The 11991-nt window shown below is 74.4% G+C and carries 8 protein-coding genes; 7 read left to right on the top strand and 1 reads right to left on the bottom strand.

From position 1 onward, the window contains the following. Together ACFW1A_RS31395 and ftsY are read left to right on the top strand one after the other, a co-directional pair. A partial coding sequence (locus ACFW1A_RS31395) for an AAA family ATPase (RefSeq protein ID WP_380414807.1) occupies positions 1 to 1971 on the top strand: 1971 nt, incomplete at its 5' end. A 232-nt stretch (positions 1972 to 2203) separates the two neighbouring features. Beyond that, positions 2204 to 3415: a signal recognition particle-docking protein FtsY gene (gene ftsY / locus ACFW1A_RS31390; protein ID WP_380414806.1), complete on the top strand. Its 1212-nt coding sequence runs from the start codon at positions 2204 to 2206 to the stop codon at positions 3413 to 3415. A 57-nt stretch (positions 3416 to 3472) separates the two neighbouring features. Here the strand turns inward: ftsY and ACFW1A_RS31385 are convergent, their stop codons facing one another. Continuing rightward, complete coding sequence (locus ACFW1A_RS31385) at positions 3473 to 4168, bottom strand: bifunctional DNA primase/polymerase (RefSeq protein WP_380414804.1); 696 nt, start codon at positions 4166 to 4168, stop codon at positions 3473 to 3475. Positions 4169 to 4485: 317 nt separating this feature from the next. Between ACFW1A_RS31385 and ACFW1A_RS31380 the strand changes: the two genes are divergently transcribed. From ACFW1A_RS31380 to ffh, 5 genes are all read left to right on the top strand, one after another. Beyond that, positions 4486 to 5943: a hypothetical protein gene (locus tag ACFW1A_RS31380; protein WP_380414802.1), complete on the top strand. Its 1458-nt coding sequence runs from the start codon at positions 4486 to 4488 to the stop codon at positions 5941 to 5943. Positions 5944 to 6201: 258 nt separating this feature from the next. After that, positions 6202 to 7536 (top strand): ammonium transporter, encoded by a 1335-nt coding sequence (locus ACFW1A_RS31375; protein WP_380414800.1) that lies wholly within the window; start codon positions 6202 to 6204, stop codon positions 7534 to 7536. Beyond that, the gene (locus ACFW1A_RS31370; RefSeq protein WP_380414798.1) at positions 7536 to 7874 is read left to right on the top strand and encodes a P-II family nitrogen regulator; all 339 of its coding nucleotides are present in this window, start codon (positions 7536 to 7538) and stop codon (positions 7872 to 7874) included. The genes ACFW1A_RS31375 and ACFW1A_RS31370 overlap by 1 nt, the downstream gene beginning before the upstream one ends. Positions 7875 to 7960: 86 nt before the next feature. After that, positions 7961 to 10393 (top strand): [protein-PII] uridylyltransferase, encoded by a 2433-nt coding sequence (locus ACFW1A_RS31365; RefSeq protein WP_380414796.1) that lies wholly within the window; start codon positions 7961 to 7963, stop codon positions 10391 to 10393. Positions 10394 to 10481: 88 nt separating this feature from the next. Then, positions 10482 to 11991, top strand: a 1510-nt coding sequence (gene ffh, locus ACFW1A_RS31360) for a signal recognition particle protein (protein ID WP_380414794.1), incomplete at its 3' end; no start/stop codon positions are given.

Here is an 11991-nt window from a genome sequence, read left to right as displayed (position 1 = left end):
GGCCACGAGACGGCGCTTGCGGCCGCGCTCGGCGCGGCCGCCGACGCGGTCGCGTTGACCGACCGGCCGACCGCGGCCGCGGCGCTCCGCCTGCTGCGCGCCGAGGACGGCGGCCGCGCCGCGGTGCTGATCGCCGGTGCGCCCGACCCGGAGCCCGGCCCCGCCGCGCCCGCGCTGCCGGACGGTGCGCGCTGGGCCGCCGAACTGGTCGAGGCCCCGGACGGGCTGCGCCCCGCGGTGCGCCGACTGCTCGCCGCCACCGTGGTGGTCGCCGACCTGGACCGGGCCCAGGACCTGCTCGCCGCCCACCCCGGACTCACCGCGGTCACCGCCGAGGGCGACCTGCTCGGTGCGGCGCTCGCCCAGGGCGGCGCCGCGGGGGCGCCCAGCCTGCTGGAGACCCGGGCCGCCGTCGACGCCGCCGCCCGTGAGCTGGCCGAACTGACCGGCCGCGCCGCCGAGCTGGCCGAGCTGCTGGAAGGGGCGAAGCAGGACCGCCGTGCCCTGGCCGACGAGGTCGAGCGGTTGGCCGGTGAGCGGCGCCGGGCCGAGAAGCAGCGCGCCGAGGTGGCCGGTTCGCTCGGTCGCCTCGGCGGCCAGGCCCGGGCCGCGGCCGGCGAGGCCGAGCGGGCCGAGGCCGCCGTGCGGCGGGCGGAGGAGGGCCGGCTGTCGGCCGCCGCGGCGGCCGAGGAGCTCGCGGCGCGGGCGGCCGCGGCCGAGGAGTCGGCCGAGGAGGGCGAGGAGCCGGATCCGGCCGAGCGCGACCGGCTGGCGGAGGCCGGCACCCGGTCCCGGCAGGCCGAGCTGGAGGCCCGGCTCGCGGTGCGCACCCACGAGGAGCGGGTCCGTTCGCTGGCCGGCCGGGCCGACAGCCTGGACCGGGCCGCCCGGGCCGAGCGCGAGGCGCGGGCCCGGGCCGCCGAGCGCCGCCGCCGGGCCGCGCACGAGGCGGCGGTGGCCCGGGCGGTGGCGGCCGGCGCCGGACAGCTGCTGGTCTGCCTGGAGGTCTCGCTCGGCCGGGCCGAGGCCGAGCGCAGCACGGTCGAACAGGCCCGGGCGGCCCGGGAGGCCGAGCTGCGCACCGCCCGCGAGCAGGGCCGCGAACTCAAGGACGAGCTGGACAAGCTGGTCGACGCCGGCCACCGGGACGAGGTGCTGCGGGCCGAGAAGCGCCTGCGGATCGAGCAGTTGGAGACCCGGGCGCTGGAGGAGTTCGGCATCGAGGGGGAGGAGCTGCTGGCCGGCTACGGGCCGGACCGGCCGGTGCCGCCGCCCGTCCCGGAGGAGGGCCAGGAGCCCGGCGAGCCGCGCCCGTACGTCCGCGCCGAGCAGGAGAAGCGGCTGCGCGCGGCCGAGAAGGCCTACCTGCAGCTGGGCAAGGTCAACCCGCTGGCGCTGGAGGAGTTCGCCGCGCTGGAGGAGCGCCACCAGTTCCTCGGCGAGCAACTGGAGGACCTCAAGCGCAGCCGGCGCGACCTGCTGGACATCGTGCGGGACGTGGACCAGCGGGTCGAGCAGCTGTTCACCGCGGCCTTCCACGACACCGCGGCCCAGTTCGAGGGCGTCTTCGCCCGGCTCTTCCCCGGCGGCGAGGGCCGGCTGGTGCTCACCGACCCGGAGGACATGCTGGCCACCGGGGTGGAGGTGGAGGCCCGGCCGCCCGGCAAGAAGGTCAAGCGGCTCTCGCTGCTCTCCGGCGGCGAGCGCTCGCTGACCGCGGTGGCGATGCTGGTCTCCATCTTCAAGGCCCGTCCGAGCCCGTTCTACGTGATGGACGAGGTGGAGGCGGCGCTGGACGAGACCAACCTGCGCCGGCTGATCGCGATCATGGAGGAGCTGCGGGACAGCTCGCAGCTGATCGTGATCACCCACCAGAAGCTCACCATGGAGTGCGCCGACGCGCTGTACGGCGTGACCATGAAGGGCGACGGCATCTCCCAGGTGATCAGCCAGCGGTTGCGGGCGGGCTGATCGGCCCGGCGGGGCCGGGCCTCGCCCGTGCCGGAGCGCCGATCGCGGATACTGGCTCGTGTTGTGACTCCTCCCCCTCGGTCCGCGAGGGGGCTTCTCACCCGGTCGTGATGACCTCATGACGGCCGAGCCCTGACCGGCGCCAGCGGTGCACGGCAGAGCGTAGCAGCGGCGTGGCGGAACGTCACCGGCGCGGGGATCACCAGTCAGTCCGGAGCGAAGGAGCCTGTTTGTGGAATACGTGATCCTTGCCGTGGTCATCGCGGTGGTCGCCGTCGGCGCGGTCGCCGGTCTCGTCGTCAGCGGCAGGCGGCGCAAGGCACTGCCCCCGAAGCCGCCCGCTCCGACCACCCAGGTCCCGGCGCCCCCCCGCGAGCCGCAGGTCGGTGACGAGGCCGCGCCGCCGCGCGAGGCTCCGGTGCAGACCGTGGAGGAGGTCCCGCTCCCGGCCGGGCCCGAGGCGGTGGAGGCCCCCGCGGCCCCGGAGGCCCCCGCGGCGCCGGAGATCGAGACGCCGGAGCCCACGGCCGGCCGGCTGGTCCGGCTGCGCTCGCGGCTGTCGCGCTCGCAGAGCGCGATCGGCAAGGGCCTGCTCACCCTGCTCTCCCGGGACCACCTGGACGAGGACACCTGGGAGGAGGTCGAGGAGACCCTGCTCACCGCCGACATCGGCGTGGCGCCCACCCAGGAGCTGGTCGAGCGGCTGCGCACCCGGGTCAAGGTGCTGGGCACCCGCACCCCGAACGAGCTGCGCACCCTGCTGGCCGAGGAACTGGTCGCGCTGATCGGCGCGGACACCGACCGCACGCTGCACACCGCCAAGCACGAGGACGGGCGCCCGGCCGTGGTGCTGGTGGTCGGCGTGAACGGCGTGGGCAAGACCACCACGTCCGGCAAGCTCGGCCGGGTGCTGGTGGCGGACGGGCGCACGGTGGTGCTCGGTGCGGCCGACACCTTCCGCGCCGCCGCCGCGGACCAGCTGCAGACCTGGGGCGAGCGGGTCGGCGCCCGCACGGTGCGCGGCCCGGAGGGCGGCGACCCGGCCTCGGTGGCGTTCGACGCGGTCAAGGAGGGCATCGCCGAGGGCGCGGACACCGTGCTGATCGACACCGCCGGCCGGCTGCACACCAAGACCGGTCTGATGGACGAGCTCGGCAAGGTCAAGCGGGTGGTGGAGAAGCACGGTCCGGTGGACGAGGTGCTGCTGGTGCTGGACGCCACCACCGGTCAGAACGGGCTGGTCCAGGCGCGGGTCTTCGCCGAGGTGGTCGACATCACCGGCATCGTGCTGACCAAGCTGGACGGCACCGCCAAGGGCGGCATCGTGGTCCAGGTGCAGCGCCAGCTGGGCGTGCCGGTCAAGCTGATCGGGCTGGGCGAGGGCGCCGACGACCTGGCGCCGTTCGACCCGGCCGCCTTCGTGGACGCGCTGATCGGCGACTGACCCGTCGTCAGCCCCCCCGGGCCGTTCCCCCAGCGCGGGGAGCGGCCCGGCGGCGTCTCAGGACGCGAGCCAGGCCGGCTCGGCGGCCACCGCGCGCTCCCGGCCGCGGTGGCACGCGTAGGCCAGGGTGCCGAGCAGCAGCCGGGCCTGCGGCGGGCGGGCCGCGCCCTCCCGGCACGGGCGGCGCAGCCAGCGCACCGGGCCGAGCCCGGGCAGCACGGTGGGCGGGGCGGCCAGGTAGCTGCCCGCGCCGTGGCAGGTCAGGTCGAGCGCGGCGTCGTCCCAGCCCATCCGGTAGAGCAGGTCGGGCAGCTTCTCGGCGGTGCCCAGGGCGACGAAGAAGAGCAGCCGGCCGTTCGGCGCGGCCAGCACCGGACCGACCTGGGTGCCCATCCGCTCCAGCCGGACCAGGGCGCGCAGGCCGGCCGGCTCGGGCACGTCCAGCACGTCGAAGCTGCGGCCGGCGGGCAGCAGCACGCTGCCGCCCGGCTCGCCGTCCCAGAGCGCGCGCACCTCCTGCGGGGCGGCGCCGGGCGCCAGCTCGCGGGCCCGGGCGCCGGGCAGCGGGTGCAGTCCGGGTGCCGCGCAGCGCGTCCGGCCGCACGGGCAGGCGCCCGCGGGCGCCCGGCCCGGGGCGTCGCCGAGGGCGACCGCCCAGCCCCAGCGCCCGGCGTACTCGGCTGCGGCCAGGCACGCGGTGGCGCGGGTGCGGCGGCGCGAGCCGAACCTCAGATCGCCGAACAGGTTGTCCATGCCACCCCCAACAGGTTTTGGTTGCCGGCGGTTACGGGATTGTGACGTTGTGTCAAATTCTGGCCGGTAGCGCGGATTTCACGGCGGCGGCGCGCGGCGGGCGGCGCGCACCAGCTCGATCCGGTGGATTCCAGTGAAGCGCTGCGAAGACACGGACGGCTTCACTCGTGGGGGTGGCGAATGGTGGCGTTTCCCGGCGAACCATCCCCCGGACGGCTCACGGCACGTTACGTTCGGCTCACACACCGGGACTTGTCGGTGTGCGGGCGGGTAGCGGCGGGACCCCGGACGGGGTCGGGCGGGACAGGTGACCCTGGATGGCAGAGAAGCAGCCCAACGAGAAGCTGACGGCGTGGTTCACCCGCAGCGGCTGGTCCAAGGGCGAGTTCGCCCGCCAGGTGAACCGCCAGGCCCGGCAGATGGGCGCCCACCACGTCAGCACCGACACCTCGCGGGTGCGCCGCTGGCTGGACGGCGAGCAACCGCGGGAGCCGATCCCGAAGATCATGTCGGACCTGTTCTCCGAGCGGTTCGGCTCGGTGGTCTCCGAGGAGGACCTCGGGCTGCGGGTCGCGGTCCCGGTCTCCACGGTCGCGGCCAACGGGGTGGACCTGCCCTGGAGCGGCCCGCAGACGGTCCAGCTGATCAGCGAGTACTCGCGCAGCGACCTGATGCTGAACCGGCGCGGCTTCCTCGGCACCTCGCTGGCGCTGACCGCCGGCGCCGCGCTGATCGAGCCGATGCAGCGCTGGCTCACCCCCGGCCCGAGCGGCGCGCCGACCGGCATCCTCACCACGGCCAACGGCGGCGAGCCCTACACCGGCCGGCTCTCCGAGCCCGAGCTGCAGCTGCTGGAGCAGACCACGGTGATGTTCCGCCAGTGGGACGCGCAGAACGGCGGCGGCCTGCGCCGCAAGGCGGTGGTCGGCCAGCTCCACGAGGTCACCGACCTGCTCCAGGAGACCTACGCCCCCCAGGTCACCCAGCGGCTGTTCCGGCTCACCGCCGAGCTGGCCCACCTGGCCGGCTGGATGTCCTACGACGTCGGGATGCACCCCAGCGCGCAGAAGTACTACGTGCTGGCGCTGCACGCGGCCAAGGAGGCCGGCGACCGCCCGTTCGGTGCGCTGATCCTGACCGACATGGCCCGCCAGATGATCCACCTCAACCGCGGCGACGACGCGCTGGAGCTGATCCACCTGGCCCAGTACGGCAGCCGGGACACCGCGCCCCCGCGGCAGCAGGCACTGCTCTACGCGATGGAGGCGCGCGCCTACTCCAACACCGGCGAGGTCAACCGGTGCGCCCGGGCGGTGCGGCTGGCCGAGGACACCTTCAGCGACGCCGGCCCCGTCGAGCAGGACCCGGACTGGCTGCGCTTCTTCACCAAGGCCGAGCTGTACGCGGAGAACGCCCACTCGTTCCGCGACCTGGCGTACCACTCCAGCCGCAGCCCGCGGTACGCCTCGCTGGCCGCGCCGCACATGGAGACCGCGGTGGACCTGTTCCGCCAGGACATGGAGAACCACACCCGCTCCTACGCCTTCAACCTGGTCGGGATGGCCAGCGTGCACCTGCTGCAGGGCGAGCCGGAGCAGGCGGCGGTGATCGCGGAGGAGGCGGTGGAGATCGCCGGGAAGGTGCGCTCGGAGCGGCTGAACACCCGGGTGCGCAAGACCACCCAGGCGGCCAACCGGGACTACCGATCGGTTCCGGCCGTCAACCGGCTGGCGGATCTGGTGGTCGAGCAGATCCCGGAGTACGAGGCGGTCTGACCGGCGCCGCCGTGTGGACCCGGGGTGATCGTCCGGACACCCCGGGTGCGGTGCGGGGGCACGGTACCCCACCACCTGTCATGGCACGGCCGGAGTTCACGTACCCGTAACTGGGACGTCAGCCGTGTCACGGTGGTGAAACACCGAGCCGCACTGGCCGAAACCCGCCTTCGGCACTCTCCTCTTCATCGCCGACACCCCGGGTGGCACGGGACAGGATCCCGAGGGTGGAGCGGCTTTCACCACGAGGAGACGCCGATGCCGGACGGCTTCAGCGCAGGCGATACCGCCTTTGTGCTCATCAGTGCGGCCCTGGTCATGTTGATGACCCCGGGCCTGGCCTTCTTCTACGGAGGCATGGTCAGGGTCAAGAGCACGCTCAACATGCTGGTCATGAGCTTCATCTCGCTCGCGATCGTCAGCGTGCTCTGGGTGCTCTACGGATACACCCTCAGCTTCGGCACCGACGCCTTCCACGGCCTGATCGGCAACCTCGACCACCTCGGGATGCGCGGGATCGGCCTGAACGACCTGAGCGGCTCGATCCCGGTCACCGCGTTCGCCGCCTTCCAGCTGATGTTCGCGGTGATCACCCCGGCGCTGATCAGCGGCGCCATCGCGGACCGGGCCAAGTTCACCGCCTGGTCGCTGTTCATCGCGCTCTGGGTGACCATCGTCTACTTCCCGGTCGCTCACTGGGTGTTCTTCTTCGACAACGGGCACGGCGGCTGGCTCGGCGACCGGCAGGGCGTGATCGACTTCGCCGGCGGCACCGCGGTGCACATCAACGCCGGTGTCGCGGGGCTGGCGCTCTGCCTGGTGCTGGGCAAGCGGGTCGGCTTCAAGAAGGACCCGATGCGCCCGCACAGCCTGCCGCTGGTGATGCTCGGCTCCGGTCTGCTCTGGTTCGGCTGGTTCGGCTTCAACGCCGGCTCGGCGCTGGCCGCCAACGGCGTGGCGGGCATGGCCTTCATGAACACCCAGGTCGCCACCGCCGCCGCGATGCTCGGCTGGCTGGCCTACGAGAAGATCCGGCACGGTGCCTTCACCTCGCTGGGCGCCGCCTCCGGCGCGGTGGCCGGTCTGGTCGCCATCACCCCGGCCTGCGGCTCGGTCTCGATGCTGGGCGCGGTGGCCATCGGCCTGATCGCGGGTGCCGTCTGCGCCGCGGCGATCTCGCTCAAGTACAAGCTCGGCTTCGACGACTCGCTCGACGTGGTGGGCGTGCACGCGGTCGGCGGTGCGGTCGGCTCGCTGCTGATCGGCTTCTTCGCCACCGGCCACGTCGGCCAGACCGCGCAGGGCCTGTTCTACGGCGGCGGCTGGGGCCAGCTGGGCAAGCAGGCACTGGGTGTCGCGGTCGTCGCGGTCTACTCCTTCGTGATCTCCTGGCTGCTGGGCCAGGCGATCCAGAAGACCATCGGCTTCCGGGTCGCCGAGGACGTCGAGGTGGCCGGCATCGACCAGGCCGAGCACGCCGAGTCGGCCTACGACTTCAGCGCCGTCGGGGCCAGCCTGTCCCGGGCCCTGAGCACCCCCACCCTGGTTACCGCGGCGGCCGACACGGCCCACAAGACCGAGGTTGACGCCTGATGAAGCTGATCACCGCCGTCGTCAAGCCCCACCAGTTGGACGCCGTCAAGGAGGCCCTGCAGTCCTTCGGGGTGCACGGCCTGACCGTGACCGAGGCCAGCGGCTACGGCCGCCAGCGCGGCCACACCGAGGTCTACCGCGGTGCCGAGTACACCGTCGACCTGGTGCCGAAGATCCGGATAGAGGTCGTGGTCGCCGACGACGACGCCGACGACGTGATCGACGTCCTGGTCAAGGCGGCCCGAACCGGCAAGATCGGGGACGGCAAGGTCTGGAGCGTCCCGGTGGACACGGTGGTCCGGGTGCGGACCGGCGAGCGCGGACCCGACGCGCTCTAGCGAAACCCTCCTCAGTCAAGTCCCGCCGAGCGGACCCGCGAGCAGTCGCGGGTCCGCTGACGGCGTTTCACCAGCCGGGAGCCCCAGTGACCACGATCGACCCGACGGAGCCCGCCGCCCACCAGTCGGCCCGCGCCGCACTGCTCGCCGACCCGGAGCTGACCGGCCGCCGCCGCCGCGCCCGGCTGGCCGCCCTGACCGACCGCTGGCTGGCCGCGCTGCTGGCCGGGGCGGGGGCGCCCGACTCGGTGGCCCTGGTGGCGGTGGGCGGGTACGGGCGCGGCGAACTGTCCCCGCGCAGCGACCTGGACCTGCTGCTGCTGCACGGGGGCGGTGCGGTGGCCGCGCTGGCCGACCGGATCTGGTACCCGGTCTGGGACAGCGGGGTGGCGCTGGACCACTCGGTGCGCACGCTCGCCGAGGCCCGCGCGGTGGCCGCCGAGGACCTCAAGGCGCAGCTGGGCCTGCTGGACGCCCGGCACGTGGCGGGCAACGCGGAGCTGACCGCGCAGCTGCGCTCGGCGGTGCTGGCCGACTGGCGGGCCGGCGCCGCCGAGCGGCTGCCGCAGCTGGGCGAGCTGGGCCGCGAGCGGGCCGAGCGCCACGGCGAGCTGGCCTTCCTGCTGGAGCCCGACCTCAAGGAGGCCCGCGGCGGGCTGCGCGACGTGGTGGCGCTGGACGCGATCGCAGCCTCCTGGCTGGCGGACGCGCCCCGGGACGGCCTGGCCGAGGCGCGCGAGCTGCTCGGCGACGTGCGCGACGAGCTGCACCTGGCCACCGGGCGGGCCACCGAGCGGCTCAGCCTGCAGGACCAGGACCAGGTGGCCCGGCAGCTCGGGGTGCTGGACGCGGACACCCTGCTGCGCCAGGTGTACCGGGCCGGGCGCACCGTGGCCTACGCGGGTGACGTGACCTGGCGGGCGGTGGACCGGCTGCTGGCGGCCCGGCAGTCGCGCGGGCGGCGCAGCTTCGGCTTCCCGTTCACCGGGCTCGGGCGCGGCTCCGGCGCGGTGGCCCGCGGGACCGTGGAGCGCCGGCCGCTGGCCGAGGGCGTGGTGGAGCAGGACGGCGAGGCGGTGCTGGCCCAGGCGGCCAGACCGGCCGCCGACCCGGTGCTCTGGCTGCGGGCCGCAGCGGCCGCCGCCCAGGCCGGCCTGACGGTGGGTCACGCGACGGTGCGCCGACTGGCCGCCGAGAGCCGGCCGATGCCGGTGCCCTGGCCGGACGAGGCGCGCGAGCAGCTGGTCACCCTGTTGGGCGCGGGCGAGGCGTGCGTGCCGGTCTGGGAGGCGCTGGAGGCGGAGGGGCTGATCACCCGGCTGCTGCCGGACTGGGAGCGGGTGCGCTGGCGCCCGCAGCGCAACGCGGTGCACGTCTGGACGGTGGACCGGCACCTGGTGGAGACCGCGGTGCGGGCGGCGGCGATGACCCGCCGGGTGGCCCGGCCCGACCTGTTGCTGGTGGTGGCGCTGCTGCACGACATAGGGAAGGGCTGGCCGGGCGACCACTCGGAGGCGGGCGAGGTGATCGTGCGGGACGTGGCGGCCCGGATGGGCTTCGACCAGGACGACACCGAGAGCCTGGCGCTGCTGGTGCGCCACCACCTGACCCTGGTGGACACCGCCACCCGGCGCGACCCCGACGACCCGGCCACCGTGGACCTGATCGCCAAGACGGTGGGCACCGTCCAGCACCTGGAGCTGCTGCACGCGCTGACCGAGGCGGACGCCACCGCCACCGGGCCGGCCGCCTGGAGCGCCTGGCGGGCCTCGCTGGTCGCGGGCCTGGTGGAGCGGGTGGCGGCGGTGCTGGCGGGGGAGGGGCCGCCCGGTCCGGCCGGGGCGCCGACGACGGCCTCGGTGGAGGAGGAGCGGCTGGCGGTGGAGGCGGCCCGGACCGGGGAGCCGGCGCTGCTGCTGCGCGCCGAGGTGGCGCACTCCTCCGCGGCCGGCGAGGCGATGGGCGTCGAGCTGGCGCTGGCGCTGCCGGACCGGCCCGGGCTGCTCGGCACGGTGGCGGGGGTGCTGGCGCTGAACCGGCTGACCGTCCGCGCGCTGACCCTGCGCGAGCTGGACCCGATCGGGGCCGGGCCGGTGCTGCTCTTCTCCTGGCGGGTGGCGGCCGAGTTCGGCGAGCTGCCGGAGGCGGCCCGGCTGCGGGCCGACCTGCGCCGGGCGCTGGACGGCTCGCTGGACCCGGGGCGCCGGCTGGCCGAGCGGGACGCGGCGGCGCCGCGCCGGCGCGGCATCACCCCGCCCCCGCCGCTGGTCACGGTGGCCCCCGGCGGCGCCTCGGCCAGCGCGACCGTGCTGGAGGTGCGCGCGCACGACATGCCCGGGCTGCTGCACCGGATCGGGCGGGCGCTGGACGGGGCCGGGGTCCGGGTGCGCACCGCCCTCGTCTCCACCCTGGGAGCCGATGCGGTGGACGCCTTCTACCTCACCGATCCGGCCGGCCGGCCGCTCGAACCGCAGGCCGCCCGCCGGGTCGCCGAACAGGTGCAGGAGGCGTTGCGCTGACCGGGTGGGGGCCGTCCGGCGGCCGTCCGGATACCCTGGTGGGCGACGACCGTACTCATACCGATGCCGCAAGGGACCCGCGACCGACGTGTTCGACACTCTTTCCGACCGCCTCGCAGCGACGTTCAAGAACCTGAGGGGCAAGGGCCGCCTCAGCGAGGCGGACATCGACGCCACCGCCCGGGAGATCCGGATCGCGCTGCTGGAGGCGGATGTCGCGCTGCCGGTGGTGCGGGCCTTCATCAAGCAGGTCAAGGAACGCGCGCTGGGCGTGCAGTTGTCCGGCGGCCTCAACCCCGCCCAGCAGATCATCAAGATCGTCAACGAGGAGCTCATCAACATCCTCGGCGGCGAGACCCGCCGGATGCGGTACGCCAAGACCGGGCCGACGGTGATCATGCTGGCCGGTCTGCAGGGTGCGGGCAAGACCACCCTGGCCGGCAAGCTGGGCCACTGGCTCAAGCAGCAGAAGCACACCCCGCTGCTGGTCGCCTGCGACCTGCAGCGCCCCAACGCGGTCAACCAGCTCGGCATCGTGGCCGAGCGGGCCGGCGTCGCGTTCTACGGCCCGCAGCCGGGCAACGGCGTGGGCGACCCGGTCCAGGTGGCCCGGGACTCGATCGAGTACGCCAAGCAGAAGCAGTACGACGTCGTCATCGTCGACACCGCCGGCCGCCTGGGCATCGACGCCGAGCTGATGCAGCAGGCCGCCGACATCCGCGCCGCGGTCAACCCGGACGAAGTGCTCTTCGTGGTCGACGCGATGGTCGGCCAGGACGCGGTGACCACCGCGCAGGCCTTCCTCGAGGGTGTCGATTTCACCGGCGTGGTGCTGTCCAAGCTGGACGGCGACGCCCGCGGCGGTGCCGCGCTGTCGGTCGCGCACATCACCGGCCGGCAGATCATGTTCGCCTCCAACGGCGAGAAGGTCGACGACTTCGACGCCTTCCACCCGGACCGGATGGCCTCGCGCATCCTGGGCATGGGCGACGTGCTCTCGCTGATCGAGAAGGCCGAGCAGACCTTCTCGCAGGCCGAGGCCGAGAAGATGGCCGCCAAGCTGCAGGGCGGCGGCAAGGACTTCACCCTCGACGACTTCCTGTCGCAGCTGGAGCAGGTCCAGAAGATGGGCTCGATCTCCAAGCTGCTCGGCATGCTGCCGGGCATGGGCCAGATCCGGGACCAGATCAACAACATCGACGACAAGGACGTCAACCGGGTCGGCGCCATCATCAAGTCGATGACCCCGGCCGAGCGGACCGACCCGAAGATCATCAACGGGTCGCGCCGGCTGCGCATCGCCAAGGGCTCCGGTGTCGGCGTCGGCGAGGTCAACAACCTGGTCGAGCGGTTCTTCGAGGCCCGCAAGATGATGACCGCGATGGCCTCCGGCAAGGGCATCCCCGGGATGCCGGGCATCCCGGGCATGGGCGGCGGCAAGAAGAGCGCCAAGAAGGCGCCGGCCGCCAAGGGCCGCAAGAAGTCCGGCAACCCGCTCAAGCGGGCCCAGGAGGAGCAGGCCGCGGCCGCCCGCCGGGCCGCCGGCCCGCAGCAGCCGGTCGACGGCGGCGCCTTCGGCCTCGGCCCGGGCCAGGGGC

The sequence above is a fragment of the Kitasatospora sp. NPDC058965 genome (genome assembly GCF_042741245.1).
Taxonomy (GTDB): domain Bacteria; phylum Actinomycetota; class Actinomycetes; order Streptomycetales; family Streptomycetaceae; genus Kitasatospora.
The sequence above is the reverse complement of the archived record's forward strand: the minus strand, read 5'-3'. Positions and strand labels throughout refer to the sequence as shown.

Excerpts from the sequence above, each read along its gene's own strand:
- ACFW1A_RS31385 (WP_380414804.1), bottom strand. The coding sequence starts at position 4,168 with ATGGACAACCTGTTCGGCGATCTGAGGTTCGGCTCGCGCCGCCGCACC.
- ACFW1A_RS31380 (WP_380414802.1), top strand. The coding sequence starts at position 4,486 with ATGGCAGAGAAGCAGCCCAACGAGAAGCTGACGGCGTGGTTCACCCGC.
- ACFW1A_RS31375 (WP_380414800.1), top strand. The coding sequence starts at position 6,202 with ATGCCGGACGGCTTCAGCGCAGGCGATACCGCCTTTGTGCTCATCAGT.
- ACFW1A_RS31370 (WP_380414798.1), top strand. The coding sequence starts at position 7,536 with ATGAAGCTGATCACCGCCGTCGTCAAGCCCCACCAGTTGGACGCCGTC.